This is a genomic window from Acidovorax sp. M2(2025) (genome assembly GCF_049330835.1).
In the GTDB taxonomy this organism is placed as follows: Bacteria; Pseudomonadota; Gammaproteobacteria; order Burkholderiales; family Burkholderiaceae_C; genus Acidovorax.
Window position 1 is genome coordinate 915,160 of sequence record NZ_CP186262.1, and the last position, 26,564, is coordinate 941,723.

Consider the following 26,564-nt stretch of genomic DNA (forward strand, 5'->3'; position numbering starts at 1 on the left):
CGGGGGTCAGGAAAGGGGCAGGTCCAGAACGCCCCGAGCGCCGGGGCGGGCGCTGACCGCGTGGTACCAGCGCTCCAGGTGCGGCCGCGCGGGCCGTTCCTGCGGCAGGCCCCACCAGCGGTGGATCTCGCAGCCCACCGGAATGTCGGCCATGGTGAAGTGGTCGCCTGCCATGAAGGGCTGGCGCGCCAGGTGGTCGTCCAGCAGCGCCATCAGCGGCTCGGTGGCCGCCACGGAGGCGGCGATGAGCGCATCGCTGCGCTGCGCGGCGGGCGTGCGGATCCACTGGATGAAAGCGTCGCGCCCCGCGGGGTTGAGCGTGGTCTGCTGCCAGTCCATCCACTGCTCGGCCACGAAGCGCGCAGGCAGGGCTTCCGGGTACAGATCGCCCGGCGCATGGCGCGCGCACAGGTAGCGCACGATGGCGTTGGACTCCCACAGCACGGCGCCGGTCTCGTCGTCCTCGATCAGCGGCACCAGGCCGTTGGGGTTGAGGGCCAGGTAGCGCGGCTCGCGCACGATGCCGAACTGGCCGCCCGCGTCGGTGCGCTGCACCGACGGCAGGCCCAGCTCCTGCACGGCCCAGACCACCTTGCGCACGTTGATGGACGACAGCCGCCCCCAGACCCTCAGCATGGCTTAGCGGCCTTGCAGGCTGTCGCGCACGGCAGAAGCCAGGGCGGCAATGCCGGCGGCGATCTGCTCCTTCGTGGAGGTGACGAAGGACAGGCGCAGCGTGCGCTGGTCCGCATGGTCGGCGTAGAAGGCCGCGCCGGGCACGAAGGCCACGTTGCGCTCCACCGCCTTGGGCAGCAGGTCGATCGCGCTCATGCCATCGGGCAGGCGCACCCACAGGAACATGCCGCCGTCGGGGCGGTTCCATTGCACGTCCAGGCCCGCCATTTCCTTCGTCAGCGCGGCCAGCATGGCCTCGCACTGCTCCTTGTACAGCGCGCGGATGGTGGGCACGTGCCGGTCCAGGAAGTTGCCCTTCATCACCTCGGCCACCAGGCGCTGGTTGTAGCCGGGAGTGTGCAGGTCGGCCGCCTGCTTGGCCTGCAGCAGCTTGGGGTACACGGCCCGGGGCGCCACGATGAAGCCCAGGCGCAGGCCGGGGGCCAGCACCTTGGAGAACGAGCCCATGTAGATGCAGCCCTCGGGGTTGCGGGCCGTGAGCGGCGCGGGCGGCGGGTTGTCGAACCACAGGTCGCCATAGGGGTTGTCTTCCACCAGGGGCAGGTTCAGCTCGGCCGCGGCCTTCACCAGCGCGGCGCGGCGGGCATCGCTCATGGTGCGTCCGGTGGGGTTCTGGAAGTTGGGCAGCACGTACAGGAAGCGCGCCTTGTCGGCGCCTGTGCCCACCTTGGCACGCAGGTCGTCGATGAGCACGCCTTCATCGTCGCTGTCCACGGACACCACGGCGGGCTCCATGGGCGTGAAGGCCTGCAGCGCGCCCAGGTAGGTGGGCGTTTCCACCAGCACGCGGCTGTCCGTGTCGATGAGCACTTTGGCGATCAGGTCCAGCGCCTGCTGCGAGCCGGTGGTGATGAGCACCTGGTCGGGGTTCACGTCCCAGGGCAGGAAGTCGGCAATCGCCTGGCGCAGCGGGCCATAGCCTTCGCTGGCGGCGTACTGCAGCGCCGCAGGGCCGTCGTTGGCCAGCACGGCGGCCGACGCCTCGGCAAAGGCGGAGACCGGAAAGGTCTTGGGCGAGGGCAGGCCCCCCGCCAGGCTGATGATGCCGGGCTTCTCGGTGACCTTGAGGATCTCGCGGATGACCGAGGGGTTCATGCGCTCGGCGCGGCGCGCCAGAGTCCAGGCGCTGGTGGCGGTGTGGGGCAGGTCGTTCATCTTCACTCTCGTTCTCCTAAGGGCTGCAGCGGGCCGCACAGTACTGCAAGGGGCTCATCACAAAACAATAAACGCAAGGCGGTGCCGGGGCGGGTGGTGCGTCAGTCCACCACGGACAGGGTGGCGCCCCGGGGTGCCGCGAAGCGGAGGGGTTCCGCATTGTCTGCCACCTCATGCGGGGTTCCGGGCGGGTTGGATGGGCATTTTCTTGCCCAGGTACACGGTGGCGATCACGGCCAGGGCAAACACCAGTGTGGTGGCGTCCAGCCGCTCGCCCACCAGGGGCACGGCGAACAGCAGGCTCAAGAAGGGCTGCACCAGCTGGATCTGGCTCACACGCACGGCGCCCAGCGCCAGTGCGCGGTACCACGCGAAGAAACCGATCCACATCGAGAACAGCGCCACGTAGGCAAAGCCGGTCCAGGCCATGGCGCTGACCGCGCCGGGCGCAGCCGGCGCAAACCACCACGCCACGGGCAGCGTCAGCGGCAGGCTGCAGGCCAGCACCCAGCAGATGGCCTGTTCGGCTCCCAGGCTGGGCGTGAGGCGTGCGCCGCCGATGTAGCCGAAGGCGCCGGTGGTCATCGCCACCAGCAGGTAGAGGTTGGCCGCGCCCAGGTACAGGCCGCCCGCGCGCCAGGCCATGAAGCCCAGCACCAGCCCGCTGCCCGCCAGCGCGCAGGCCCAGAAGCCGGCAGACGGCCGCTGCCGGTACCACAGCGCTCCCAGCACGGCCGTGGACAGCGGCAGCAGCGCCGTGACCACCGCGCCGTGGGTGCTGGGCACGGTGCGCAGCGCCAGCGCAAGAAACAGCGGAAACCCGACGATCACGCCGAACGCCGTGGTGCCGAGCAGGGGCCACTGCGCGCGCACCGGCACGTTCAGCCGCCCACGCACGTGCTGCCAGCGCAGGTACGCCACGGACAGCAGGCCTGCGGCCGCGGCCCGCCCGAAGGTGACGAACCAGGGGGACAGCTGGGGGGCCTCCGCCGGGCCCACGGCCAGCCGCGTCATGGGCAGCGTGGCCGCGAAAAGCGTCACGCCCACCAGGCCCCAGAACAGCGCTTCGCGCTCGTGCGTGGGGCTCATAGCGTCACCATCCAGGCGGCGGTGGCCACCAGCACGGCCGCCAGCGCGCGGTTGAACCACAGCAGGCGGCGCCCTTGCGCCAGCCATTGGCGCAGCAGCGAGCCCACCAGGGCATAGACGAAGTTGCTGCAAAAGGCAAACGCCATCATCACCGCGCAGATGATCGCCAGGCGCTCGCCCGGGTTGGCGGCCGGCTGGCCCGCGGCGTTGACCACCCAGCCCGCGCTGAGCGTGAGGGCCAGCATCCAGGCCTTGATGTTCACGAACTGCAGGCCCACGCCCTGCCAGAACGTCACGTTCAGGCGGCTGCTGTCCACCTCGGTGAGCTGTGCTGCGCGGGCCAGCTTCCAGGCCAGCCACAGCATGTAGGCCACGCCCAGCAGCGTCACGCCCCAGCGCAGGGCGGGCACGCCGGTGATGAGCGCCCCCAGGCCCAGCCCGCTGGCCAGCATGAGCAGCGTCCAGCCCGTGGGCACGGCCACGCAAAAGCGCAGGGCCCGCCGCAGGCCCAGGTTGGCTGCCAGCGCGGTGGACAGCGTGGTGTTGGGCCCCGGCGAGAAGCTCATCGCGGTGCAAAACAGCAGCAGTGCGGTCAGTTCAGGTGCGGTCATCAGCGTAGGTCGGGGGCGGGCGCTGCGGGCGAACTTGTCAGCGTCCTGGCTTCAATGTAATCTTCGATCCCAGTACACGACCAGTACAGTTAAGCAACGCAGTTTGTCATCTGTATTGCTCGAAATGACAGTACACAAAGGCGCGCAATGTTGATGAAAACCCCCACCCAGTCGCTGACCGAGCAGCTTTCGGCGCGCTTTGGCGAGCGTATCCGCAACCGGCTGCTGGCGCCCGGCGCGCGGCTGCCGTCCGTGCGCCAGTGTGCCGAGCAGCACGGCGTGAGTCCTTCCACCGTGGTGGCCGCCTACGACCAGCTGCTGGCGCAGGGCCTGGTGGAGGCGCGCAAGAACCGCGGGTTCTTCGTGCGCGAGATGACGGCGGGGCTGGCGGAGCGCGCGGCCCCGGACGATGCCCTCCCGCCCGAGGCCGAGGGCGCCCTGGGCAACTGGACAACGGCCCACTGGTTTGCCGCGCGCGGCGCGGGCCGGGGGCCGTCGCGCGGGGCGCCGCCGGTGAATGCCACCGCGCTGATCCGGGGCATGTTCCACAAGGTCAGCGACAAGCCGCAGCCCGGCATGGGCGTGTTTCCGCCCGCCTGGCTGGAGTCCACCTTCATGCCCGCCGCGGTGCGCAAGGTGACCAGCACGCGGTCGCTGCAGGACTTTTCGCTGCAGTACGGCGAGCCGCTGGGCGACACGGGGCTGCGCCGCGTGCTGGCCAAGAAGCTGGCCACGCTCAACGTCCAGGCGGCGCCCGAGCAGATCATCACCACGGTGGGGGCCACGCATGCGCTCGACATCGTGAGCCGCACCCTGCTGCGCCCCGGCGACCCGGTGATGGTGGAGGAGCCCGGCTGGGCCGTGGAGTTTGCGCGGCTGGCGGCCCTGGGCATGCGCATCCTGCCGGTGCCCCGCCGCGCTGACGGCCCGGACCTGGAGGTGATGGCCAAGTACTGCGAGGCGCACCAGCCCAAGCTCTACGTGAGCGTGAGCGTGTTCCACAACCCCACAAGCTACTGCCTCTCGCCGGGCAGCGCGCACCGCATCCTGCAGCTGGCCAACCAGTACAACTTCCATGTGGTGGAGGACGACACCTACAGCCACATCGCGCCCGAGCACGCCACGCGGCTGACCGCGCTGGACGGCTTGCAGCGCACCATCTACGTGAGCGGGTTCGCCAAGATCCTGGCGCCCAACTGGCGCATCGGCTTCATGGCCGCGCCCACGGCCCTGGTGGAGCAGATGCTGGACACCAAGCTGCTGGCGACGCTGACCACCCCCGCGCTGCTGGAAAAAGCCCTGGCCCTGTGCATCGAGCAGGGCCAGCTGCGCCGCCATGCCGAACGCATCCGCACGCGCCTGGACGCAGCCCGGGCCCGCAGCGTGAAGCTGGCGCTGGGAGCCGGCTGCACGTTCGCGGCGGAGCCGGTGGGGCTGTTTGGCTGGGTGGAAACCGGCGTGGACACGGACGCGCTGGCGCAGCGCATGCTGGACGAGGGCTACCTGCTGGCCCCCGGCGCGCTGTTCCATGCCGAGCGCCAGCCCAGCACGCTCATGCGCATCAACTTCGCCACCACGCAGGACGCCGCGTTCTGGAGAACCTTCGAGCGCGTGCGGGCCGAGCAGGGCCGGTAGGCCCTGAGAACGTTCTGAGCGCCGCGCCGGAGTCCGAGCGGGCGTGAGCGGGCGCGCCACTAGCCGGCGGACTTGTGCAAGGGGCTCAGCCCCCGCCCGTGCCACCGCGGAACTGGCTTTGCCAGGCCGCTGGTGGCGTCCCCCTTCGGGGGAAGACGCGAAGCGGCTCAGGGGGAATTCACTTCCGGTCGACGTCCAGATCGGACAGCACCCGCAGCAGGGCGCGGTTGACTTCTTCCCGGTCCATCTCGTGGGTTTCGCACAGGTGGCGGATGGCGCTGGCGTCGTCGGTCTCCAGCGCGGCGGCCATCTGCAGGCCGCCGGCGTAGGGGCCGGTGCGCAGCACCGTGGCGTCGTAGATGCGCTCGGACAGCGGCAGCCGCCGCAGGATGGCGCCCAGCGGCTCGCCCAGCAGCTCGTCCAGCTGCGACAGCAGGCCGCACAGGTAGATCTCGCGGCGCAGGTCGTTCTCGATGCCCGCGTCGAGCAACTGCGCCATGAGCCGCGCGCGCATCACCATGGACTCGCGCACGGGCTGCATGTTGGGGTCGTTGCTGGCATGGGGCAGCTGGTCGGACAGCCAGCGGCCGATGGAGCCGTAGCCCATCATCACCAGGCCGCGGCGCAGCGAATCGATGCCCGTGCGCAGGCCCAGGGCTGCGGAGTTGGTGTAGACCATGAAACGGTACGCCAGGATGGGGTCCTGCCCCAGGATGTCCTCGAACGTCTCCAGCGACTGCTCGGCGTCGATGGCCTTCATCAGCCTGAAGATCACCGCGTGCGACGGCTGCTGCGGCTGGTGGCGCAGACTGTATAGCACGTCTTCCGCGGGCCAGCCGGCCAGCGCCAGGGCACCGGCATGGTCCAGGCACTGCTCCATGAGCGCCCGGCTCTCGATGTTCTCGTACATCTGCCCCGCCAGCAGCGGGTTGGCCGCGCGCGGCGGCTGCGCGGGGCTGCCGCCCGTGCGCACGGGCGGGGGCTTGAGGGCCGCCACGGCGTCTTCGGGGCGCAGGCTGAGCAGGCTGTTGTCAAAGCACTGGGCCACCTCGGGCTCGGGCAGGCGGCCCAACTCGCCGCGCCACACCAGCTTCAGGCCCCGCTGGTGCGCGGCCTTCACCCGCGCAAACAGGGTGGAGTCGGACAGCCAGCGGTCGCGCACCTCGATCCACGGCGCGCCGCGCGGGGCGTTGTCCAGCATGTCGCACAGGAGCTGGTGGTTCTGGGGGGACAGCAGCACGGGCGGCGAACTGGCCGTCCACAGCTCCTGCAGCGTGCGCAGCAGGTGGGCGGTGTCCACCATGGCCGAGGCATCGCTGTGCACGTACAGCTGGATGCCGGCGAGCTTGCGCGCGCGGCTCCACAGGGGGCGGTAGCCCAGGATCAGGCGGCCAAGGACAGATTGGACCATGTGCTCTCAGGCAAGTAGCGGGCGGGGCCTGCCGCGCGGCATCTGCCGCCGCGGGTGGCCCGCCCGGGAATCGACACACTCAACCGATGAAGTTGAACAGGGACAGCTTCTGAACCTGCGCATAGGACTTGAGCGCAGCCTCGTAGCCCACCTGCTGGTTCTGGAAGTCCGAAATGCCCTTGATCATATCGAGATCCTCGGCGCGCGAGCGGTCTCCCTCCAGCTGGATGGAGCGCTTGTCCTGGTCGCCGGTGATGCGGTCCGCCCGGTTGAGCAGCTCGCCTGCGTAGCCCCGCATGTTGTGGATGCGCTCCAGGCCGATGTCCATGTTGCCCAGCGCCTGCCCGACCACCTGGGCCGCGGCGTTGCTGTCGGGGGAAAAGCGCAGTCCGTTGATGGCGGCGTCCATGGTGCTGAACATGCTGGGGCTGGGCTTGAGCGTGATGGTGTCGCCGTTGGCGGGCGTGCCCTTGATGTCGAACTGCAGCCCGGGAATGCCCGTCACGGAGACCGACATCGGCTTGTCCGACGGGAAGTCCGGCACCACCACGGGCGGGGACACCGCCCCGGTGGTGGTGTTGGTGATCGTGTAGGTGGCGGTGGTGGTGCCGGGCGTGGCGCCCGGGCCCACCGCACTGAAGGTGATGGTGTAGTTGTCCCCCGTGACCAGGCTCGTGTCCACGGGCTTGATGGCGGAGGTGTTGAGGGCGCGGCCGGTGGGGATGGTGCTGACGCCGGCCGTGTAGACGCCGTCGCGCTGGGGATCGAACATGAAGGTGGCATCGCCGTCCAGCGTGCCCGGAATGGTCACGCCGCTGCTGGCGCCCTGGCCCGGCAGCCCGGCGAAGCTGTAGTCCGGCGAGGAGCTCATGGGCCCGAGGAACGGTGCCAGGGCGCTGCCCAGTGCGCCCAGCAGCGGAATGCCGTTGGTGTCCTTGCGGTTGGCCACTTCCACCAGCTGCTCGCGCAGGCCCTGCAACTGGTTGGCAATGGTGGTGCGGTCGTTGGGCGTGAGGGTGCCGTCGCCGGCGTTGACCACGAGCTCGCGGAACTTCTGGATCAGGTCCACCGCGTCGCCCAGCGAGGATTCGGCCTGGGCGATGGCGTTGCGCTGGGTTTCCAGCGCGCGCTGCTCGGTCTGGATGCGCGAGAGCCGGTTGATGGCGCGTTCGGCCTGCGCCGCCGACACCGGATCGTCGCTGGCGCGCACCACCCGCTTGCCGGAGGTCAGGTTCTCCTGCAGGTTGGACAGGGATGTCTGCCGCGCGCCCAGATTGCGCAGCGCGTTGTCGTACATGTTGGCCGTGCCAAGGCGGTAGATGGTGTTGCTCATGTCCTAGCTCCCATTGGTTCGGCCGTTACCGGCCCATGCCCTGGATCAGCGAGTCAAAGATGTTCTGCGCGATCTGGATCATCTTGGAGGATGCCTGGTAGGCCTGCTGGTATTGGATCAGCTTGGCGGCCTCCTCGTCCAGATTGACGCCCGAGATCGCCGTGCGGTCGCGCTCCAGGTTCGCGGCGATGGTGGTGGACAGGTCCGCGGCGTACAGCGCGCTTTGCGTGCGCGTGCCCACCTGGGCAATGGCGCCCGCGAACCCGTCGGACAACGTGGATTCGTCGAACATCTTCACGTCGCGCAGCCCCATGAGCGCGCTGGCGTTGCCGGAGTTGCGGGTGTACATGTCCCCGTACTGCGGGTCCATGGCGTTGCCGACGACCACCGTGTCGCCGGTGTTGGGCGAGCCCTGCAGCTTGATCTCCCAGCCGTTGATGGAAATCGGCGTGCCCGGGGTGTAGGGCTGGGCGGCGGCCACCGTGGTGGGCGGCGACGTGCCGCGGTCGAGCACGTCGTAGGTCGTCGGCGGGCCGGCGGTGAACCGCAGCTGGATGCCGCCCAGGATGGGGGGCACCGCCGCAGGGTTGGCGTTGGGCGGCAGCACCAGCCCGGGCGGGTTGGGCAGGCCCGTGGCCTTCAGGCCCGCCAGCTGCAGGGTGCCGCTGTTGGACGTGCCCATGGCCGCGTTGACGGGGTTGGCCACGGCCAGGTCGCGCGGCGAATACACCAGGGCCTGCATGCTGGCTGCGGCCGTGCTGAACGGCTTGAACAGCATGCGCTCGCCCGGGTTGCCCGGCGTCGTCAGGTTGAAGTTGAGCCCGTCGATCTGCAGGGTGGCCAGGTTCGCGGCGTCGGTGAACGGCGTGGACTTGCCGTCGGACAGCCGCACCACCTGGCCGGCCGTGCCGGTGGTGAAGCGGATCTCGTAGTCCGACGCGGCGAACTGCGTGGGGCCGGTGAACGACACGGTGCCCACGCCGGCGCCGTTGGTGTGGCCCGGCATGCTGGTGGGCAGGGCGAACAGGTCCTTGCCCATGGCACCGTCGAGCGTGAGGCCCAGGTTGTGCTGCTCGTTCATGGACATGCCGATGGCCATGGCCATGCGCCCGAGCAGGTTGCGGCCCTCGGCCAGGTCGTTGTTGCTGAAGCGCAGCAGCCCGGACATGGAGCCGCCGCCCAGCACGTTCTCGTCCATCTCGATGGGCGAGGCGCCGGGCCGGTTGAAGAACAGCTTGGTCTGGCCGCTGCCGGGGAAGGCCGTGGCGTCGCCTACCGACAGGCTGGTGGCGGTGGTGCCCAGCACCAGCGGCTGGCTGCCGGCCACGAACAGGCCCACCGTGCCGTCATCGGCGGGGATCTGCGTGGTCTGCACGTACTGGTTGATCTCGCGGATGATCTGGTCGCGCCGGTCCAGCAGGTCGTTGGGCGTCTGCCCGTTGCCCTGGGCGCGCGCGATCTGCTCGTTCACGTTGGCCATCTGCTCGGCCAGGCTGTTCACCGCGGTGATGCTGCTTTGCAGCTGCTCCGAGACGGTGTACTGGATCTCGTTGATGCGGTCGGCCGCAGAGCGCATGCGCGCGGCGGTTTCGTCCATGCGGGTGAGCGCCACCGTGCGGGCGGTGATGTCGGTGGGGGCGCCTACCACGTCCGTGAACGCGTTCATCATGTCGTTGATGGCCGCCCCCAGCCCGCCCGTGCCGCCGCTGAAGACCTCCTGCAGCTGGCGCAGGCGCTCCGCGCGCACGATGTCGGCGGACTGCACCGAACCCGCCGTGGCCGACTGGCGCGTGAGCAGCTCGCTCTGGTTGCGCAGGATGGTCTGCACGTCCACGCCCTGCCCGATGTAGCCGCCACCGGTGAACTGCCCCTGCACGGTCTGCAGCACCACGGTCTGCCGCGAGTACCCCGCGGTGTTGACGTTGGCAATGTTGTGGCCCGCCGTCTGCAGCGCCACCTGGTTGGCCAGCAGCGCGCGGGCGCCGACGTTGAGCAGGCTCATGGCTTACCTCGCATTTCGATATCTCCGGCCTTCGAACTGGCGCGCGCCAGGCCAGTGCACCCGTGGAACGGGCTTTGCCAGGCCACCGGGTGCGCACCCCTCCCGAAGGGCTGCCACCTCTGGTGGCGGCACCGAGGCGCGAAGCGACTCAGGGGGTGCTTCATCTCAAGCCTGTTCCCGCAGGGTCCGCTGCACGCTGTTGATGGCCCCGCTGAGCTTTTTGGCGTACGCGGGGTCGGTGGCATAGCCCGCCTTCTGCAGCGCGGAGGCATAGGCCGTGGCCGAGCCGGTCTGGGCGACGGATTCGGCCTTCTCGTAGCGCGGGCTTTCCTTGATGAGGCGGGCGTAGTCGCGGAACGAGTCCTCGTACGAGTCGTACGCCCGGAACTTGGCCGTCACCTTCTGGGCCTTGCCGTTGATGTATTCGGTGGTGGTGATCTCGGCCACCTTGCCCGTCCAGCCCTTGCCGGCCTTGATGCCGAACAGGTTGAACGAGGTGGAGCCGTCCTTGTTGCGGATCTCGCTCTTGCCCCAGCCCGTCTCGTGGCCGGCCTGGCCCAGCATGAAGGTGGCCGGGATGCCGCTTTCCTGCGACACGCGCTCGGCCGTGCCCGACAGGTGCTGCACAAAGGCATCGCGGCCCTTGGGGGCGGGAGCCGTGGTCTCCGCGCCGGACGGGGCCGCCGGCGCGCGGCGCAGGCTTTGTTGCAGGCTCAGCGTGGAGGGGACCGAAAAGTTGGCATCGGCCCCGCCCATCTGGCGCGAGAGCTGGCGCGCGATGGCCTCCGACAAGCCCCCTGGCTGGCCCGACATGTTCACCGACAGCTGCTGGTCCAGCATGTCCTGGCCCAGGTTGGCCTGCTCGCCCTCCATCAGCCCCGACTTCATGGTGGCATCGCGCATGCTCTTGATCAGCTCGCGCATGAACAGCGACTCGAACTGCTTGGCCACCTCGCGCGTGGTCTGCGCGTTGTTGGCGGTGCCGGCGTCGTACTTGAGCGTGTTGAGCGAGCGGATGTCCACCGCCAGCGCGTTGGACGGGCTGGCGGTGCTACCGGAGGAGGGCAGGGTGAGGGCCATGGTCAAGCTCCTGGCTCAGTGTCTCGTGCTCATTGCGCGTCGCGCAGGCGTGGCGCACGCCAGCGACCGCCGCAGAACGGGCTTTGCCAGGCTGCTGGCGGTGTCCCCCTGTGGGGAAGACGCAAAGCGGCTCAGGGGGGTCATATGACCTCCAGTTCCGCGTTGAGCGCGCCTGCGGCCTTGATGGCCTGCAGGATGGCCAGCAGGTCTTGCGGCGTGGCGCCCAGCGTGTTCAGGGCCTTCACCACGTCGGCTAGCTGGGGCGACGGCGGCATCTGGATGATGTTGCCCGGCTCCTGGTTGATGCGGATGTCGCTTTGCTGCGCCACCACGGTCTGTCCTTGCGACAGCGGTGCCGGCTGGCTGATGACGGGGGTGGAACTGATGGTGATGGACAGGTTGCCGTGCGCGATGGCGCAGGGCCCCAGCGTCACGGCCTGGTTCAGCACGACGGAACCCGTGCGCGCGTTGATGACCACCTTGGCCGACGGCGCGGACGATTCCAGCGGCAGCTCTTCCAGGTCGGCAATGAAGCCCACGCGGGCGCCGGGGTCCAGCGGGGCGCGCACCTGCACCGTGCGGCCGTCCAGCGCGGTGGCCAGGCCGCTGCCCAGCTTGGCGTTGATGGCCTGCGCCACGCGGCGGGCGGTCTGGAAGTCCGAGGCGTTCAGGCCCAGGTTGATCGTGTCGCCCTCGTTGAGCGGCGTGGGCACCGAGCGTTCCACCTGCGCCCCCTGGGGGATGCGGCCTGCGCTCAGGTGGTTGATCTGCACCTTGCTGCCGCCGGCCGACGCGCCCGCGCCGCCCACGACCAGATTGCCCTGGGCCAGGGCGTAAATCTCGCCATCCGCGCCGCGCAGGGGGGTCACGATGAGGGTGCCGCCCTTGAGCGACTTGGCGTTGCCCATGGACGAGACGTTCACGTCGATCAGCTGGCCGGGCTGGGCAAACGCAGGCAGTTGCGCCGTGACGATCACGGCCGCCACGTTCTTGAGCTGCAGCTGCGAGGCCGCGTTGGGCGGCAGGCTGATGCCCATCTGCTGCAGGTAGTTGGACATGGCCTGCGTGGTGTAGGGCATCTGCGTGGTCTGGTCGCCGGTGCCGTCCAGGCCCACCACCAGGCCGTAGCCTGTCAACTGGTTGCTGCGCACGCCCTGCACCGCGGCCACTTCCTTGATGCGCAGGGCCTGGGCCGGCAGCGCCAGGCTGGCGGCCGCCAGGGCGAGCACCAGCCACAGCAGGCGCGCGGCGCGCGAAAACGGGGGATGGGACAAGGCTTTCATGGCACCGATTGTGGTCGGCGCGGCCGGGAACTAAAACCCAAAAAGAAGCGGGTTCACCGGCTTATTGCGGCACTCGTGCAGGGTGCCGGTTCCGGGTGAGAGTTATGAATAAAAACGGCCTCCAGCGCTTGCTGGACAAGCGCTGAAAGCTATCATTTTTGAATAACGCAATGCCGCTGCCGCTGCCGCTGCCGCTGCCGCTGCCGCTGCCGCTGCCGCTGCCGCTGCCGCTGCCGCTGCCGCTGCCGCTGCCGCTGCCGCTGCCGCTGCCGCTGCCGCTGCCGCTGCCGCTGCCGCTGCCGCTGCCGCTGCCGCTGCATCGGCGCGGCCCCAGCGCGGGCCGCCGCGCAAGGGCCGCCCCGCCGCGCTGGCGGCGTCCCCCTCCCGCGCAGCGAGAGAGGGGGAAGGCGCGCAGCGCCTCAGGGGGTGCCTCTCTAGAACGGCGTGATGGTGTTGAAGAACCGCCCCATCCAGCCCATGGCCTGGGCCTCGCTCTGGGCGCCGCGGCCACGCGACTCCACGCGCACGTTGGCCACCTGCGTGGAGTTGACGATGCTGCCCGGCTGCAGGGCGCGCGGGTCCACGGTGCCCGAGAAGCGCAGCACGTCCACGTTCTGGTTCACGCCGATCTGCTTTTCGCCCGTCACCACCAGGTGGCCGTTGGGCAGCACATCCACCACCGTGGCGGTGATGGAGCCGGTGAAGGTATTGGCGCTTTCGGTGCCGCCCTTGCCGGAGAACGTGTTGCCCGAGGTGGCGCCCACGCTCAGCTTGTCGGTGAAGGCCGTGCCGGTGAACGGCAGTGCCGTCACGCCTGCGGACGTCTTGGAGTCGCGGTCCACCGTGGACGAGGATTTCTGGCTGGCCGTCACGTTCTCGACGATCATGACCGTCACGTTGTCGCCCACCATGCGGGCGCGCCGGTCCTCGAACGCCGGGCGGTAGCTGGCCTGCTGGAACAGGCTGCCCGTCACGGGCGGCGGGGTGCGCGGCGCGGCGGCCAGCGGCGGCGGCGTGGTGGGCAGGATGTCCACCGGCGGCGGCGGCGACAGCGTCGCGCAGCCGGTGAGCAGCAGCGCGCCCAGGGCGGCGGGCAGGGCAAAGAGGCGGGTGAACTGCAGCATCATGGCAATCGCTCCTGTCGTCGTCATCGGGCTCACAGCTGGGCCAGCTTGGCCAGCATCTGGTCCGAAGTCTGGATGGCCTTGGAATTCATTTCATAGGCGCGCTGGGTCTGGATCATGCTCACCAGCTCTTCCACCACGTTCACGTTGGAGGCCTCCAGGAAGCCCTGCTTGAGCACGCCCAGGCCGTTGGTCCCGGGGGTGCCCTGCTGGGGCTGGCCCGAAGCCGCCGATTCCTTGAACAGGTTCTGGCCGATGGGCTCCAGGCCCGCCGGGTTCACGAAGGCCGACATGGCCAGGTTGCCCAGCGGCTGGGGCTGGGTGTTGCCCGGCACCGTGGCGGAGACCACGCCGTCGGCGCTGATCGTCACGCTGGTCGCGTTGTTGGGGATGGTGATGCCGTTGGCCACGGGCAGGCCGCTGGAGGTGACCAGGCGGCCCTGGGAGTCCACCTGGAACGAGCCGTCGCGGGTGTAGCCGAGCGTGCCGTCCGGCATGGTCACTTCAAAGAAGCCGTTGCCGTTGATGGCCACGTCCAGGCTGTTCTTGGACTCCTGCAGGCTGCCCTGCACGAAGTTGCGGCTGGTGGCCACCGTGCGCACGCCCAGGCCCAGGTGCAGGCCGGTGGGCAGCTGGTTCTGCTCGGTGGTGTTGGCGCCCACCTGGCGCAGGTTCTGGTAGATCAGGTCTTCGAACACCGCGTTGTTGCGCTTGTAGCCCGTGGTGGAGACGTTGGCCAGGTTGTGCGAGATGACGTCCAGCTGCGTCTGCTGGGCGGACATGCCGGTCTTGGCGATCCAGAGGGAGTTGATCATGGTGGTGCTTCCTTGTGGCGTGGCGGCGCGGGAGGCGGCCTCAGCCGTTCATGCTCAGCAGCTGGCTGGCGGTCTTGTCGTTGGTCTCGGCGGTCTGCAGAAGGCGCATCTGCTGCTCGAACTGGCGCGACGCGGCGATCATCCCCACCATGGCCTCCACCGGGTTCACGTTGGAGCCTTCCAGGGCGCCCGCCAGCATGCGGGCGTTGGCGTCGTTGGGCAGGGGGTCGCCCGAGGCGGCGCGGAACAGGCCGTCGTCGCCGCGCTTGAGCGGATCCTCGGCCGTGGGGGTGGCCAGCTTGAGCCGGCCGATGGCCTGCGCGGGCTGGCCCGCCGCCTTGGCCGTGATGGTGCCGTCGCTGCCCAGCGTCACCTCGGCGCCGGGCGGCACGTCAATCGGGGCGCCGCCGTCCGACAGCACGGGCAGGCCGGTGGGGGTGACCAGCTGGCCGGTGGCCGACACCTCGAACGTGCCGGCGCGGGTGTACGCCTCGGTGCCGTCCAGGCCCTGCACGGCAAACCACGCGTTGCCGGCCGCCATGGCATCCAGGTTGCGGCCGGTGCGCTGCACCGGGCCGGGGGTGTTCACGTAGCCCGACGTGGCCTCCAGCGCGAACACGCGGGTCTTGGAGCCATCGCCCTGCACCGGCACCGAGCGGAACGTGGACATCTCGGCCCGGAAGCCCTGCGTCGAGGCGTTGGCCAGGTTGTTGGACAACACGGCCTGACGGTGGGCGGCGGCGTTCGCGCCCGTCATCGAGGTGTAGATGATGCGGTCCATGGCAGGGGTTTCCGGTTGCTTCTGTTTTGATAGCTGCTTGCGCTTTATGGATAAGCGCTAGAGGCTGTTTTGGCTTGAAATAGCGCCCTCGTCAGCGCAGGTTGACCAGGGTGGACATCACCTGGTCCTGCGTCTTGATGGTCTGGGCGTTGGCCTGGTAGGAGCGCTGGGCGGTCATCATGTTCACCAGCTCGGCCGTGAGGTCCACGTTGGAGTCTTCCAGTGCACCCGAGCGCAGCGAGCCGAAATTGCCGTCGGTGGCCGTGCCGGCCACGGGCTGGCCCGACTCGAACGTGGCCACCCAGTTGTTGCCGCCCACGGACGCCAGGCCCTGTGTGTTGCGGAAGCTCGACAGCGCCAGCTGGCCTTCGGCACGGGTCACGCCGTTGGAGTAGCGGGTCATGATCATCCCGTTGTTCTCGATGTTGATGCCCGTGAGCTCGCCGGTGGTGTAGCCGTCCTGGCTCAGGGTGGAGACCGAGAACTTGCTGCCGCTTTGCGAGACCTTGTCCAGGCTGACCGACACCGGGAAGGCGGGCAGGTTGTTGGGGTTGGGCGGCGTCGGGTTGATGGTGAGCGGCAGCGCAAAGCCCGTGGCCGGGGGCGTGGCCGCCGGGCCGGTGATGGCGCCGTTGTTGTCGAACGTGATCTGGCCGATGGGGGAGGCCACGACCGGGGGCGTGGCGGTGGGGTCGTCCAGCTGGTCGTACACGTCCCAGGTGTTGGCGGTGGCGGTCTTCTGGAAGTACAGGTTCACCGGCTTGGCCACGCCCTGGCTGTCGAACACGTTGATGGACGTGCCATAGGTGGCGCGCGGCGTGGCAGGGACGGGCGGCGTGGCGGTCGGGTCGCCCGCGGCGTCCTTGGCGGTGGCAGGCAGGTTGAAGGCGGCCGTGATGGTGGAGGTCTGCTTGGCCGGAATGGGCTCGGACGTGGGGAACACCATCGGCACCGGGTCCGTGCCCGAGCGCAGGCCGGTGAGCGGGTCCACCGGGTAGCCCATCACCTTCGCGTTGTCGTTGGTGATCATGTTGCCTTCCTTGTCCAGCTTGAAGTTGCCGGAGCGGGTGTAGGCAGGCGTGCCGTCGGGCAGCGTCAGGGTGAAGAAGCCGTTGCCGTTGATGGCCACGTCCAGGCTGTTGCCGGTGATGGTCAGGTTGCCTTGCGTGAACTGCTGCGAGACCGCACCCACCTCCACGCCGATCCCGGCGTTGGAGCCGCCGGCCGAGCCGATGGCGGACGCCACCATTTCAGCGAACTCGGCCCGCGAGGCCTTGAACCCGACGGTGTTGGAGTTGGCAATGTTGTGCCCGATGACGTCGAGGTTCCGGCTGGCGGCGTTCAGGCCCGACAGGCCTTGCTGAAAACTCATGGTGTTCTCCTGGTTGAGACGGGGATTGGATCGGTGGCCCGGCGAGGGATCAGACCAGCGCCTTGATCTGGCTGTAGTTGATGGTCTGGCCGTTGGCGAGGGTCAGCATGAGCTGGCCGTCCTCGGCGCCGGCGGCCGTGACCTTGGACAGCGCCAGGGGCGTGCTGTCCAGCTTGGTGGAGCCGTTGACGGCGCTCACGCGGAACTTCAGGCCTTCGGTGGGCCCGCTGTACTGGCTGCCGTCCCACTCGAAGGTGTGGCGGCCCACGGCCTTGGCGCCCAGGTCCACGGATTCGATCACCTGGCCGCTGGCGTTGAGCACCTCGACCTTCACGTTGGTGGCGGGCGAGGCCAGCTCGAAGCCGCCCTTGCCGGTCTTGTCGGTCATGGACAGCGTGGAGCCTTCGGTCATCACGCTGCGGCCCACCAGCGAGGTGCCCTGCATCACCTGCAGCGAGTTGAACTGCGCCGCCATGCTCTGCATGGTCTGGTTGAGCTGCTGGATGCCCGTCACCGTGTTGATCTGCGCAATCTGCGAGGTCATCTGGGCGTTGTCCAGCGGGTTCATCGGGTCCTGGTTGTTCAGCTGCGCGACCAGCAGCTTCAGGAAGCGGTCCTGCGCGGCGGCGGGGTCGGTGGCGGCATTGGCCTTGGTGCCGGTGGCGTCGGTCACCGAAGGGGCGTTGGTGGCGCTGAGGATCATGGTGGGGCTTCCTTGGAACGGCGAGCGTTGGTTACTGGCCCATCTGCAGGGTCTTGAGAAGCAGCGACTTGGCCGTGTTCATGACCTCGACGTTGTTCTGGTACGAGCGCGAGGCGGAAATCATGTTGACCATCTCCTCCACGGCGTTGACGTTGGAATGCGTCACATACCCTTCGGCGTCCGCCGAGGGGTGGCTGGGGTCGTGCACGCGGCGCCCGGGGGTGTTGCTTTCGCTGATGGCGCTCACGCGCACGCCGGCGGAGCTGTCCGCGCCCATCGGCGCGGTCTGGAACACCACCTGGCGGGCCTTGTAGGCCTGGCCGTCCGGCCCGGCCACCGCGTCGACGTTCGCCAGGTTGCTGGCCACCACGTTGAGCCGCTGGGACTGGGCGCTCACCGCGCTGCCAGAGACGCTGAAGATGGAGAACATGGACATGGAAAAACTCGCTTTCTGCGCTGCAATGCGGGGTTACTGGCCCTGGATCGCGCTGAGCATGGTCTTGGCGTTGCCGTTGATGAAGCGCAGGGTGGTCTCGTAGCGCACGGCGTTGTCCACGAAGTTGGCGCGCTCCCGGTCCAGGTCCACCGTGTTGTTGTCCAGGCTGGGCTGCGACTGCACGGAATAGCCCAGCGCGCCGGGCGTGCTGCTGCCGGAGGCTGCGGCGGGCAGGGGAATGTGGCGCGGGTCCGTGGCGCCAGCGGTGCCCACGGAGCCGCCCGTGGCCAGGCGGGTGACGCCCGAGCCCGAGGCCTCGCGCATGGCATCGGCAAAGCTGATGTCGCGGGCCACGTAGCCGGGCGTGTCGGCGTTGGCAATGTTGCTGGCGATGGCGCGCTGGCGCTCGGCCCGCAGCACCAGCGCGTTGCCGAGGAAGTCCAGCCGGTTCGTCATCTTGTCAAGCATGTTCGCCTCACACCAGGGTTTCACAGGCGCCGGGCGGGGGGCTTTCCGGCGTGGCTTGATTATGAAAACCGGCACGTTTTTCTAAAGCGCGAAGAACGCGGCAATGGCTGCGCAGTTCCCCGTTTTGCGGCCGGTGCGGCTGCCTATAGTTGCAGCGGTGAAATAGCCTTCGGGCCCCGCGCGGGGCCGCGAAGGCGCCCATGCCCCGGAGGCCCCATGCCATCACCCTTTGCAACCATCCCCGCCCGCGCCCACGCGCCCGCGCAACGCCGCTCCAGGCCCGCCATGCCGCGCGCCGCCTGGGCGGCGGTAGCCGCCGTCTTGCTGCTGGCCGGCGCCGGGGGCGCGCAGGCGCAAGCCCCTTCGGCCGCCGAGCCCGGGGTGGACCTGGCGCCGCTGACCCAGCGCTGGCTGAACGACGCCATGGCCCGCAACCAGCCCGCCGGCACGGCGCTGCGCATGGAAGTGAGCGTGGGCTCGCTCGATCCGCGGCTGCGCCTGGCGCCCTGCGCACGGGTGGAGCCCTATCTGCCCGCCGGTTCGCGCCTGTGGGGGCGCACCCGCCTGGGGCTGCGCTGCGTGGAGGGCCCCACGGCCTGGAACGTGTACCTGCCGGTCACGGTCAAGGCCTTCGGCCCGGCCTGGGTGCTCACCGGCCCGGTGGCGCCCGGCGCGGTGCTCACCGCCGACGACGCCACCCAGGCGGAAGTGGACTGGGCGGAAGAGTCCGCGCCGGTGATGGCCCAGCCCGAGATGTGGGTGGGCCAGGTCGCGGCCCGCCAGCTCATGGCCGGCCAGGCGCTGCGCCAGGCCATGGTCCGCCCGCCCCAGCTGTTCCGTGCCGGGGCCCAGGTCAAGGTGGTGGCCCAGGGCCCCGGCTACGCCATCAGTTCGGCAGGGCAGGCCCTGTCGCCGGGCGGGGTCGGGCAGATCGTGCGCATCCGCATGGACAATGGGCGCATCGTCAGTGGAACTGTCAATGAGAATGGAACAGTTGTCGTGGCTTTGTGATGACGCTGCGGCAAGAAATGACTAAAGTCCGGGCGAAAAGGGTCGAAAACATTGCTACTGTGCCCCACATCACACGGGGTGGTGGAGAGAGCGATGAAGATTGGTCAAAAACCGGAACTCCCGGGCGCCTTGGCGCAGACGGGGCTTGCCAAGCAAGCCAAAAGTCCGCCCAGCGCTGCTGAAGGAGCTGCCAAGGACGCTGCGGTGGCCGCAGCGTCTCCCGCCGGTGTGCCCGTGACGGTGTCCCTGGCCGCCCGTGCGCTGGACCAGACCCAGCGCTCCACCGCCGATTTCGACGCCAGCAAGGTCAAGGCCGTGCGCACCGCGATTGAAAAGGGCACGTTCTCGGTGGACGCCGAGGCCATTGCCGACAAGCTGCTGTCCAACGCCCAGGAAATCCTGTCCCGCTCGCGCGGCTGATGCCCGGCCTCCCTGTTTTCGCCTTCGCCTCCCGCCTCCTTCCTCTCGCCTCCCGCTTCATCTCTCTTCGCTTCCTCCTCCCTTTCGGCTTGGCAGGCAGGCGCCCTTCAACGCACAATGGGCCATGTCGCTGGAAGAATCCCTCCTGGCTGTTGAGCAGCTGATCGAAAAAGTCTCCGCCGCGCTCCTGGCGGCAGATCCCCAGTCCCTGGAACAGAACAGCGCCGCCCTGCGCGACGCAGCCGCCCGGTTTGCGCAAGCCGTGGAGCAGTCGGGGCAACGGGGCCGCCCGCTGCCGGCGCCGCTGCAAAAGCGCATGGACGGCATCCGCAACATGCTGGCCGTCCACCGCGAAAGCCTGGCGCGGCTGTCCGCCAACGCCGACTGGCAGGTCGCCGGCCTGGTTCCGCAAGCTGGTGCGCCGGCCACGTATGGCGACGGACGGGGCGCACCCGTCGGCAAGCCGGGCGTGGCCCGCATCTACAAGTCGGCGGGCTGACCCAGGGCATCAAAAAAGATAGCGGCCAGTGCAAGGCCCGCGGGCATTGCAGAGGTAAAACCGCCTGAATGCCTTGCGGGGAAAGTGCAAGCAGCTATTGATTTGATAGTGCTTCCCGCTGAAGAGGAAGCCGGCGCCGCCGCTGCGGGCGGGCGGTGGGCGGGCAGCAGGGCGCGCGGCCGTCAGTGCGCGCGCATCTTGGCGCGCAGGCGCGCGATGGACTGGCTGTGTAGCTGGCACACCCGCGACTCGGTGACGCCCAGCACGGCGGCGATTTCCTTGAGGTTCATGTCGTGCTCGTAGTACATGCCCATGATGTGCTGTTCCCGTTCGGGCAGCGTCTTGATGGCATTGACGAGCGACATCTTCAGCCGTTGGTCGCGCAGCAGCTCCATGGGGTCGGCATCGCTGTCGGCCACGTGGCGGTCGAGAAAGCCTTCCTCGTCCTCGTTGCCGTGCGTCATGTCTTCCAGGTACACGAGCTGCGTGCCGCGCACCTTGCCCAGCAGGTTCTGGTACTCGGCCAGGCCCATGCCCATCTCGGCCGCGATCTCCGACTCCAGCGGGCTGCGCCCGAGCTTTTGCTCCAGGCGTTGCACGGCGTGCTCGATGTCCTTCTGGCTCTTGCGCGAGCTGCGGCTCATCCAGTCGCCCTCGCGCAGCTCGTCAAGCATGGCGCCGCGGATGCGCTGCGTGGCGAAGGTTTCGAACTGCACGCCCTGCGCCGCCTCGTAGCGCGACAGGGCATCGGCCAGGCCGATCATGCCGACCTGGATCAGGTCGTCCAGCTCCACATTGGGCGGCAGCTTGGCGATCATGTGGTGTGCAATGCGCCGCACCAGCGGCACATGCTGGCGGATCATCGCGTCACGATCAAGCTGGCCTTTGGCGGTGTACATACAAAGCGTGTTATGCACGTTGAGAGCGTGGTTGCGAGAAGTGCGCGGTGGCGGGGGAGCGGCGATGCGGTTGGGGGCGTACGCGGACCCGGGCAGCGCACTGCGGTGGCTGGGCACCGGCCTCGGGGGTCAACGCGGGTACGTACAGGGGCATCACACGCTCTCGTCAGTGGCTCCGGGCAAACGGGGCCGGCAAGCCTGCCAGGTTGCCCGGGGGCAGCGCAGTCAGCGACTCATTGATAGTGCCCGCATTCTCCAGCAGTTGCAAGGCCAGGCGCTGAAGGTCTTGCGGGCTTTGCGTGGCGATGGTGGTCGTGCGCACGGGGCCGCCCAGGTGGCGTCCGGCGCAGTCCTGCAGCGTCAGCAGCGCGTGCTGCGCCCGGCGCCGTTCGGCCGCAGCGCTGCCGCGCAGCAGGGCGGCCACCATGCAGGGCAGGCCGGTGTGCACCGCAATCTGCTTGAGGCTCTTGTAGCTGGCGAGCACGCCGGCCGAGCCTTCGCCCATCACCACCAGGGGCACGGTGGCGGTGTGGGTCAGCAGCGGGCCCAGCGTGGCGGCGGGCGCGTGCAGCACCAGGATGCCGTAGGTTCTGAAATACGGCAGCAGTCCGGCCAGCGGGGCCGTCTCCTCGCGGCTGGCGACGCGGGCGAGGCGCAGCAGGCCTTTGCCCGCCGGGATCACGGCCAGCGACGAGGCCATGGCGCCCATGTTCAGGTCGGCGCCCTCGTTCCAGGGCGCCTGTTGCAGCAGGTGCAGCAGGCCGGGGCTGTCGTCGGACTCCTGCGCCGTGCCGTCCAGCACCACCACCGGGTAACCCAGGCGCTGCAGGCTCGCGCAGATCTGCCACAGGGTTTCCAGGCCGGCGGGGTCGCCCTGGCTGGCAACCGCCACCACCCGCAGTTCGGCCTGCGGGGTGAAGCTGTGCAGGCCGGCCGCCTGGTGAAAGCCGATATCAAGCATCGACCAGCCCCCGTTCGGCCAGGCTCTCGGGCGCGTGCGAGAAGAAGAAGTTCAGGTCGGTGGCCTTGGGGTCGAAGGCCGACTTGGCCGGCGCGCGCATGGAGGTGCTGATGAGCTTGTGCGCGTCGGCGCGCTCCCAGTCTTCCGGCACGCGCTGGCCGTTGGTCACGCCGCGCAGCACCATCTGGTGGCGGATCAGCGCGTCGATGGCGGGGCCCAGCTTCACGGCCTCGTCCACCTTGGAGAGGATGGCCTGCTGCGAGCCGTCGGTCTTGAACGCGGTGAGCACGTCGTCCAGTGTGTCGCCGTGGCAGCCGGCGTTGAGCACCAGCAGGCGGTTGACGTGCGGCAGGTCCAGCACGTCCAGCATGTCGCGCTTGCGCGGATCGCGCGGGGCCACGCCCGTGGTGTCGATGAGCACCATCTTCTTGCCGCTGAGCAGGCCCAGCAAGTCCTGCAGCGCCGCGCGGTCGTGCGCCAGGTGCGCCACGATGCCCAGCATGCGGCCGTAGGTGCGCAGCTGCTCGTGCGCGCCCACGCGGTAGGTGTCCAGGGTGATCAGGCCCACGCTGCCCGGGCCGTGGATGCGTGCGCACAGCGCGGCCAGCTTGGCGGTGGTGGTGGTCTTGCCCACGCCGGTGGAGCCCACCAGGGCGAAGATGCCGCCTTGCTCGTACAGCGGGGCCTCGGCCTGGTCGGTCTTGAGGTTGCGCTCCAGCACGTCCATCAGCCAGCGCACCGACTCCGCGGCCGACAGCTCTTCCGGCATGCGTTCGAGCACGGCGCGGGCCAGGGAGGGGGAGTAGCCGGCACGGATCATCTTGAGCATGAGGTTGGACTGGATGGGGTTCTGGCGCGCCTGCCCCAGCCAGGCCAGGGTGTTGAAGCGGTCCTCGATCAGCTCCTTCATCGCATGGAGCTCGTTCATCACGCTTTGCTGGTTGCTGGCCTGGGCCAGGTGGGCGGCAGAGGCCTCCTGGCGGCGGCGCGGCGGCTCGGGCGGGATGTCCATGGGAATGGTGCGCAGCGGGTTGTGGCGGGCCACGGCGGGCGCAGGCATCCGCTCGCGTTCGCGTTCGCGTTCTCGCTCCGGCTCCTGGTCGCGGGCCCGTTCGGACAGCGTTGCGGGTGCGGGCGAGGCGCCGTGCAGCGCCTCGTGCCGGCGGCGCAGCATGCGCTCGCGCACATAGTCCTGGAACGACAGCGTGCTCATGGCCAGCTGCTCGGTGTCTTCTTCCACCGGGTTGCGGCCCAGGCCGGAGGCGGCGGGTGCCTGGCTGGCGCGCGGGGCGGCATTGCGCGACGGCGCCGGGGCCAGCAGCGGGGCGCTGGCTGCGCCGTGGTCGGTGCCGCCGTCCAGTGCCGACAGCGTGTCTTCCGCCGTGGCCACCACTTCCACGCCGTTGGCCGTGGGGCGGTTGGACAGGATCAGTGTGCCCTCGCCAAAGGCCATGCGCGCCTTGGCCAGTGCCTCGCGGGAGGTGGGGGCGGTAAAGCGTTTGATGTTCATGCTGATGCACCTTTGAGAATGGGCCCAATCCGGATGGTGTGGGTCTCGGGAATTTCACTGTGCGCAAGCACCTGCAGGCGGGGCGCGACGCGGCGCACCAGGCGGGAGATGGCATTGCGGATCTGGTCGGGAACGAGCAGGCAGGCGGGCAGGCCCATTTCTTCCTGCTTGAGGGCCACCTCGGCAGCCTTCTGGGTCAGGATGTCGGCCACGCCCGGGTCGAGCGCGGGGCCGGCCGTGTTGCCCAGGGCCTGCACCAGCAGGCGTTCCAGGCCGGGTTCGATGGCGATGACGTTGAGCTCGCGGGTGGGCCCGTAGATCTGCTGGACGATGGCGGGCGACAGGGCGATGCGCACGCGGCGGGCCAGCTCCACCGGGTCGGCGATGCTGCCGGCGTATTCGGCCAGCGTCTCGATGATGGTGCGGATATCGCGGATGTGCACAGACTCTTCCAGCAGCAGCTGGAGGACCTTCTGGAACGTTGCGATGGAGACCATTTTCGGGACGACTTCTTCGATGAGCTTGGGGGCCAGCTTGGCCACGTGTTCCACCAGCTGCTGGGTTTCCGTGCGGCTGAGGAGCTTGGCGGCTTGCACTTGCATCAAGTGTGACAAATGGGTGGCCATCACGGTTTCGGAATCAACCACGGTAAAACCTGCCATTTGTGCGGCTTCCTTCTGGCGTTCGTCGATCCAGTGCGCCGGCAGGCCGAAGGCCGGGTCGGTGGTGGGCGTGCCGATCAGCGGCGTGGTGATGCCGCCGGGGTTGATCGCCAGGAACATGCCGGGGAAGGCCTCGCCTTCGCCCACCACCACGCCGCGCAGCGTGATGCGGTAGGCGCTGGGCTTCAATTCGAGGTTGTCGCGCACGTGCACGGCCGGGGGCAGGAAGCCGACTTCCTGCGCGAACTTGCGGCGCACACCCTTGATGCGCGTGAGCAAGTCGCCCTGGCGGCTCTTGTCCACCAGGCTGATGAGGCGGTAGCCCAGCTCCAGGCCCAGCAGGTCCACCGGCTGCAGGTCGTCCCAGGTGGCCTCGCCATCGGTGACCGGCGCGGGCGGCGCCTCTACCGGGGGCGGCACCTTCTGCCGCTCGTACAGCACCCAGGCGCCATAGCCCAGCAGTCCGCCCATGGTGAGGAACACCACATGGGGCATGCCGGGGATGAGGCCCAGCAGCACCAGGATGCTGGCCGTGACGGCCAGCACGCGCGGCGACATGAACAGCTGCTGCACGATCTGGCGGCCCATGTCGTGGTCCTTGCCCACGCGCGAGATCACCATGGCCGCGGCCACCGAGATCAAGAGGCCGGGAATCTGCGCCACCAGCGCATCGCCGATGGCCAGCAGGATGTAGCTGTCGGCGGCCTGCCCGGCCGACAGGCCGTGCTGCAGCATGCCGATGGCGAAGCCGCCCACGATGTTGATGAGCAGGATCAGGATGCCGGCAATGGCGTCGCCGCGCACGAACTTGGAGGCACCGTCCATGGAGCCGAAGAAGTTGGCTTCCTCCGCCACCTCGGCGCGGCGGCGCTTGGCTTCCTTCTCGTCGATCAGGCCGGCGTTCAGGTCGGCGTCCACCGCCATCTGCTTGCCGGGCATGGCGTCCAGCGTGAAGCGGGCCGACACCTCGGCAATGCGCTCGGCGCCCTTGGTGATCACCACGAAGTTGATCACCACCAGGATGGCGAACACGATCAGGCCCACGGCGAAGTTGCCGCCGATCAGGAAGTGGCCGAAGGCCTCGATCACCGCGCCGGCCGCGCCGGGGCCGGTGTGGCCTTCGAGCAGCACCACGCGGGTGGACGCCACGTTCAGCGACAGGCGCATCAGCGTGGTGAGCAGCAGCACCGAGGGGAACGCCGCGAAATCCAGCGGGCGCAGCATGTACGCCGCCACCATCATCACCATCAGCGCCACAGCGATGTTCAGCGTGAAGAAGGCGTCCAGCATCCACGACGGGATGGGCAGCACCATGAGGGCCAGTATGGCCACCACCAGCAGCGGGGCCGACAGGCCCTGCAGCGCATTGGCGTTGTTACCGGCCCATTGCTGGAGAGACTTTACGGACGTGTTCATGCGGCATCACCTTGCACGGGCGTGCGGTTGAGCGGATCGAGTTCGGGCGGCACATAGGGCTCGACCAGGCTGTCGGGCATGCGGCCTTCGCCGCGCAGCGCGGCCTTCAGGCGGTACACATAGGCCAGCACCTGCGCGACGGCCGTGTAAAGCGTGGCGGGGATGGCCTGGTCCAGTTCGGCGTGGGCGTACAGCGCCCGGGCCAGCATGGGGGCCTGCAGCACGGGCACGCTGTGCTCCTTGGCCAGGTCGCGGATGCGGAAGGCCAGCAGGTCGGTGCCGCGCGCGATGACCTGCGGGGCGCTCATGGTCTTTTCGTCGTACTTGAGCGCCACCGCATAGTGGGTGGGGTTCATCACCACGAAGTCGGCCTTGGGCACGGCGCCGATGCTGGCGCGGTCCGCGATCTCGCGCTGGCGCTGGCGGATGCGGCCCTTGGTGTGCGGGTTGCCGTCCGACTCCTTGTGCTCCTGCTTGACTTCCTCGTGCGACATCTTCAGCCGCGTCTTGAAGAAATAGGCCTGCAGCGGCACGTCCACCAGCGCCGCCAGGAAGACGATCAGCAGCAGCAGGCTCATGCCCGAGGTCAGCCAGTCCGCGATCTGCCGGATGGCCAGCGGCGAGGGCTGCAGCACCAGCATGGCCACCGAGTCGATACTGGTGCCCATGAACTTCCAGGCCACGTAGCTCAGGATGCCCGTCATCAGCACCATCTTGGCCACGTTGGCCATCTGCTGCTTGGAAAACAGGTTGGCCAGCCCCGAGATCGGGTTGAGGCGGTTGAACTGGGGGGTGATCGGCTTGAAGCTGAAGATCCAGCCGCCCGCGCCAATGGCGCTGATCAGCGCCGCGGCGCTGGTGAGCACCGCGAACACCGTGCTGGCCACCAGCCCGATGCCGGCCATGGTCTGCAGGCGCTGCAGCATGGTGCCGGGCGCCATGACGGTGGCGGCATCAAAAGCCAGCTGCTGGCTGAGGGCCCGCTGCAAGTGTTCCATCAGGTGCGGCGCCAGCACCAGCACGCAGGCCGCGCCGGCGCCCAGGACCGCCAGGTGGGACAGGTCGCGGGAGCGGGCGCCCTGGCCGTCCTCGCGCGCTTTTTGCAGCTTGCGCTCGGTCGCGGGTAGGCTTTTTTCTTGGCTGGATTCCATGGCGGCATGACGGATCGGGTCATGCCATTGTCGTGAGCGGC

25 protein-coding genes are annotated in these 26,564 nt (G+C 69.0%); 4 read left to right on the forward strand and 21 right to left on the reverse strand.

The window, feature by feature from the left end:
- Positions 1-6 precede the first annotated feature (6 nt).
- The 4 genes from ACOYR3_RS04250 to ACOYR3_RS04265 form a co-directional block, all read right to left on the reverse strand.
- A complete protein-coding gene (locus ACOYR3_RS04250; protein WP_422845250.1) occupies positions 7-636 on the reverse strand; it encodes a glutathione S-transferase in 630 nt (209 codons plus the stop codon).
- A gap of 3 nt (positions 637-639) precedes the next feature.
- The gene (locus ACOYR3_RS04255) at positions 640-1,851 is read right to left on the reverse strand and encodes a PLP-dependent aminotransferase family protein (protein WP_422845251.1); all 1,212 of its coding nucleotides are present in this window, start codon (positions 1,849-1,851) and stop codon (positions 640-642) included.
- 171 nt (positions 1,852-2,022) lie between these two features.
- Entirely contained in the window at positions 2,023-2,940 is a 918-nt protein-coding gene (locus ACOYR3_RS04260) for a DMT family transporter (RefSeq protein ID WP_422845252.1), read from the reverse strand.
- Complete coding sequence (locus ACOYR3_RS04265) at positions 2,937-3,551, reverse strand: LysE family translocator (RefSeq protein ID WP_422845253.1); 615 nt, start codon at positions 3,549-3,551, stop codon at positions 2,937-2,939. The genes ACOYR3_RS04260 and ACOYR3_RS04265 overlap by 4 nt, the downstream gene beginning before the upstream one ends.
- A gap of 147 nt (positions 3,552-3,698) precedes the next feature.
- On the opposite strand from ACOYR3_RS04265, the gene ACOYR3_RS04270 reads away from it, so the two are divergent.
- Complete coding sequence (locus ACOYR3_RS04270) at positions 3,699-5,186, forward strand: PLP-dependent aminotransferase family protein (RefSeq protein ID WP_422845254.1); 1,488 nt, start codon at positions 3,699-3,701, stop codon at positions 5,184-5,186.
- A gap of 178 nt (positions 5,187-5,364) precedes the next feature.
- Here the strand turns inward: ACOYR3_RS04270 and ACOYR3_RS04275 are convergent, their stop codons facing one another.
- The 12 genes from ACOYR3_RS04275 to flgB all read right to left on the reverse strand — a co-directional run bounded on the left by ACOYR3_RS04275 (position 5,365) and on the right by flgB (position 17,994).
- Complete coding sequence (locus ACOYR3_RS04275) at positions 5,365-6,597, reverse strand: HDOD domain-containing protein (RefSeq protein WP_422845255.1); 1,233 nt, start codon at positions 6,595-6,597, stop codon at positions 5,365-5,367.
- 79 nt (positions 6,598-6,676) lie between these two features.
- On the reverse strand, positions 6,677-7,930 hold the full coding sequence (flgL, locus tag ACOYR3_RS04280; protein ID WP_422845256.1) for a flagellar hook-associated protein FlgL: 1,254 nt from the start codon (positions 7,928-7,930) through the stop codon (positions 6,677-6,679).
- Between the two features lie 25 nt (positions 7,931-7,955).
- Positions 7,956-9,932, reverse strand: coding sequence for a flagellar hook-associated protein FlgK (flgK, locus tag ACOYR3_RS04285; protein ID WP_422845257.1), 1,977 nt, complete (start codon positions 9,930-9,932; stop codon positions 7,956-7,958).
- A gap of 165 nt (positions 9,933-10,097) precedes the next feature.
- Complete coding sequence (gene flgJ, locus ACOYR3_RS04290) at positions 10,098-11,012, reverse strand: flagellar assembly peptidoglycan hydrolase FlgJ (RefSeq protein ID WP_422845258.1); 915 nt, start codon at positions 11,010-11,012, stop codon at positions 10,098-10,100.
- A gap of 140 nt (positions 11,013-11,152) precedes the next feature.
- Positions 11,153-12,295, reverse strand: coding sequence for a flagellar basal body P-ring protein FlgI (locus ACOYR3_RS04295; RefSeq protein WP_422845259.1), 1,143 nt, complete (start codon positions 12,293-12,295; stop codon positions 11,153-11,155).
- Between the two features lie 434 nt (positions 12,296-12,729).
- Complete coding sequence (locus ACOYR3_RS04300) at positions 12,730-13,419, reverse strand: flagellar basal body L-ring protein FlgH (RefSeq protein WP_422846521.1); 690 nt, start codon at positions 13,417-13,419, stop codon at positions 12,730-12,732.
- A 32-nt stretch (positions 13,420-13,451) separates the two neighbouring features.
- Positions 13,452-14,234, reverse strand: a complete 783-nt coding sequence (flgG, locus tag ACOYR3_RS04305) for a flagellar basal-body rod protein FlgG (protein ID WP_291485624.1) — start codon at positions 14,232-14,234, stop codon at positions 13,452-13,454.
- A 40-nt stretch (positions 14,235-14,274) separates the two neighbouring features.
- Positions 14,275-15,015, reverse strand: coding sequence for a flagellar basal-body rod protein FlgF (flgF, locus tag ACOYR3_RS04310; RefSeq protein WP_422845260.1), 741 nt, complete (start codon positions 15,013-15,015; stop codon positions 14,275-14,277).
- Positions 15,016-15,106: 91 nt separating this feature from the next.
- Positions 15,107-16,387, reverse strand: a complete 1,281-nt coding sequence (gene flgE, locus ACOYR3_RS04315) for a flagellar hook protein FlgE (RefSeq protein ID WP_422845261.1) — start codon at positions 16,385-16,387, stop codon at positions 15,107-15,109.
- A 49-nt stretch (positions 16,388-16,436) separates the two neighbouring features.
- Positions 16,437-17,090 carry a flagellar hook assembly protein FlgD gene (locus ACOYR3_RS04320; RefSeq protein WP_422845262.1) on the reverse strand — a complete coding sequence of 218 codons (654 nt, stop codon included), beginning with the start codon at positions 17,088-17,090 and terminating at the stop codon, positions 16,437-16,439.
- Between the two features lie 31 nt (positions 17,091-17,121).
- Positions 17,122-17,526 (reverse strand): flagellar basal body rod protein FlgC, encoded by a 405-nt coding sequence (flgC, locus tag ACOYR3_RS04325; protein ID WP_422845263.1) that lies wholly within the window; start codon positions 17,524-17,526, stop codon positions 17,122-17,124.
- A gap of 33 nt (positions 17,527-17,559) precedes the next feature.
- The gene (flgB, locus tag ACOYR3_RS04330; RefSeq protein ID WP_422845264.1) at positions 17,560-17,994 is read right to left on the reverse strand and encodes a flagellar basal body rod protein FlgB; all 435 of its coding nucleotides are present in this window, start codon (positions 17,992-17,994) and stop codon (positions 17,560-17,562) included.
- A 285-nt stretch (positions 17,995-18,279) separates the two neighbouring features.
- On the opposite strand from flgB, the gene flgA reads away from it, so the two are divergent.
- The 3 genes from flgA (at position 18,280) to ACOYR3_RS04345 (ending at position 19,924) form a co-directional block, all read left to right on the forward strand.
- Positions 18,280-19,005 carry a flagellar basal body P-ring formation chaperone FlgA gene (gene flgA / locus ACOYR3_RS04335; RefSeq protein WP_422846522.1) on the forward strand — a complete coding sequence of 242 codons (726 nt, stop codon included), beginning with the start codon at positions 18,280-18,282 and terminating at the stop codon, positions 19,003-19,005.
- Between the two features lie 93 nt (positions 19,006-19,098).
- Complete coding sequence (gene flgM, locus ACOYR3_RS04340; RefSeq protein WP_422845265.1) at positions 19,099-19,425, forward strand: flagellar biosynthesis anti-sigma factor FlgM; 327 nt, start codon at positions 19,099-19,101, stop codon at positions 19,423-19,425.
- A gap of 124 nt (positions 19,426-19,549) precedes the next feature.
- Positions 19,550-19,924, forward strand: a complete 375-nt coding sequence (locus tag ACOYR3_RS04345; protein WP_422845266.1) for a hypothetical protein — start codon at positions 19,550-19,552, stop codon at positions 19,922-19,924.
- A gap of 182 nt (positions 19,925-20,106) precedes the next feature.
- On the opposite strand, the gene ACOYR3_RS04350 is transcribed toward ACOYR3_RS04345, so the two are convergent.
- From ACOYR3_RS04350 to ACOYR3_RS04370, 5 genes are all read right to left on the reverse strand, one after another.
- A complete protein-coding gene (locus tag ACOYR3_RS04350) occupies positions 20,107-20,823 on the reverse strand; it encodes an RNA polymerase sigma factor FliA (protein WP_422845267.1) in 717 nt (238 codons plus the stop codon).
- 166 nt (positions 20,824-20,989) lie between these two features.
- Positions 20,990-21,784: a hypothetical protein gene (locus ACOYR3_RS04355; RefSeq protein ID WP_422845268.1), complete on the reverse strand. Its 795-nt coding sequence runs from the start codon at positions 21,782-21,784 to the stop codon at positions 20,990-20,992.
- Complete coding sequence (gene flhF / locus ACOYR3_RS04360) at positions 21,777-23,294, reverse strand: flagellar biosynthesis protein FlhF (protein ID WP_422845269.1); 1,518 nt, start codon at positions 23,292-23,294, stop codon at positions 21,777-21,779. Before flhF ends, ACOYR3_RS04355 begins: the two co-directional genes overlap by 8 nt.
- Positions 23,291-25,372 carry a flagellar biosynthesis protein FlhA gene (gene flhA, locus ACOYR3_RS04365; protein WP_422845270.1) on the reverse strand — a complete coding sequence of 694 codons (2,082 nt, stop codon included), beginning with the start codon at positions 25,370-25,372 and terminating at the stop codon, positions 23,291-23,293. The genes flhF and flhA overlap by 4 nt, the downstream gene beginning before the upstream one ends.
- Positions 25,369-26,523 carry an EscU/YscU/HrcU family type III secretion system export apparatus switch protein gene (locus ACOYR3_RS04370; protein ID WP_422845271.1) on the reverse strand — a complete coding sequence of 385 codons (1,155 nt, stop codon included), beginning with the start codon at positions 26,521-26,523 and terminating at the stop codon, positions 25,369-25,371. The genes flhA and ACOYR3_RS04370 overlap by 4 nt, the downstream gene beginning before the upstream one ends.
- Between the last annotated feature and the right edge of the window lie 41 nt (positions 26,524-26,564).

Coding starts and splice junctions, on each gene's coding strand:
- ACOYR3_RS04250 (WP_422845250.1), bottom strand. CDS start 636: ATGCTGAGGGTCTGGGGGCGGCTGTCGTCCATCAACGTGCGCAAGGTG.
- ACOYR3_RS04255 (WP_422845251.1), bottom strand. CDS start 1,851: ATGAACGACCTGCCCCACACCGCCACCAGCGCCTGGACTCTGGCGCGC.
- ACOYR3_RS04260 (WP_422845252.1), bottom strand. CDS start 2,940: ATGAGCCCCACGCACGAGCGCGAAGCGCTGTTCTGGGGCCTGGTGGGC.
- ACOYR3_RS04265 (WP_422845253.1), bottom strand. CDS start 3,551: ATGACCGCACCTGAACTGACCGCACTGCTGCTGTTTTGCACCGCGATG.
- ACOYR3_RS04270 (WP_422845254.1), top strand. CDS start 3,699: ATGTTGATGAAAACCCCCACCCAGTCGCTGACCGAGCAGCTTTCGGCG.
- ACOYR3_RS04275 (WP_422845255.1), bottom strand. CDS start 6,597: ATGGTCCAATCTGTCCTTGGCCGCCTGATCCTGGGCTACCGCCCCCTG.
- flgL (WP_422845256.1), bottom strand. CDS start 7,930: ATGAGCAACACCATCTACCGCCTTGGCACGGCCAACATGTACGACAAC.
- flgK (WP_422845257.1), bottom strand. CDS start 9,932: ATGAGCCTGCTCAACGTCGGCGCCCGCGCGCTGCTGGCCAACCAGGTG.
- flgJ (WP_422845258.1), bottom strand. CDS start 11,012: ATGGCCCTCACCCTGCCCTCCTCCGGTAGCACCGCCAGCCCGTCCAAC.
- ACOYR3_RS04295 (WP_422845259.1), bottom strand. CDS start 12,295: ATGAAAGCCTTGTCCCATCCCCCGTTTTCGCGCGCCGCGCGCCTGCTG.
- ACOYR3_RS04300 (WP_422846521.1), bottom strand. CDS start 13,419: ATGCTGCAGTTCACCCGCCTCTTTGCCCTGCCCGCCGCCCTGGGCGCG.
- flgG (WP_291485624.1), bottom strand. CDS start 14,234: ATGATCAACTCCCTCTGGATCGCCAAGACCGGCATGTCCGCCCAGCAG.
- flgF (WP_422845260.1), bottom strand. CDS start 15,015: ATGGACCGCATCATCTACACCTCGATGACGGGCGCGAACGCCGCCGCC.
- flgE (WP_422845261.1), bottom strand. CDS start 16,387: ATGAGTTTTCAGCAAGGCCTGTCGGGCCTGAACGCCGCCAGCCGGAAC.
- ACOYR3_RS04320 (WP_422845262.1), bottom strand. CDS start 17,090: ATGATCCTCAGCGCCACCAACGCCCCTTCGGTGACCGACGCCACCGGC.
- flgC (WP_422845263.1), bottom strand. CDS start 17,526: ATGTCCATGTTCTCCATCTTCAGCGTCTCTGGCAGCGCGGTGAGCGCC.
- flgB (WP_422845264.1), bottom strand. CDS start 17,994: ATGCTTGACAAGATGACGAACCGGCTGGACTTCCTCGGCAACGCGCTG.
- flgA (WP_422846522.1), top strand. CDS start 18,280: ATGCCGCGCGCCGCCTGGGCGGCGGTAGCCGCCGTCTTGCTGCTGGCC.
- flgM (WP_422845265.1), top strand. CDS start 19,099: ATGAAGATTGGTCAAAAACCGGAACTCCCGGGCGCCTTGGCGCAGACG.
- ACOYR3_RS04345 (WP_422845266.1), top strand. CDS start 19,550: ATGTCGCTGGAAGAATCCCTCCTGGCTGTTGAGCAGCTGATCGAAAAA.
- ACOYR3_RS04350 (WP_422845267.1), bottom strand. CDS start 20,823: ATGTACACCGCCAAAGGCCAGCTTGATCGTGACGCGATGATCCGCCAG.
- ACOYR3_RS04355 (WP_422845268.1), bottom strand. CDS start 21,784: ATGCTTGATATCGGCTTTCACCAGGCGGCCGGCCTGCACAGCTTCACC.
- flhF (WP_422845269.1), bottom strand. CDS start 23,294: ATGAACATCAAACGCTTTACCGCCCCCACCTCCCGCGAGGCACTGGCC.
- flhA (WP_422845270.1), bottom strand. CDS start 25,372: ATGAACACGTCCGTAAAGTCTCTCCAGCAATGGGCCGGTAACAACGCC.
- ACOYR3_RS04370 (WP_422845271.1), bottom strand. CDS start 26,523: ATGGAATCCAGCCAAGAAAAAAGCCTACCCGCGACCGAGCGCAAGCTG.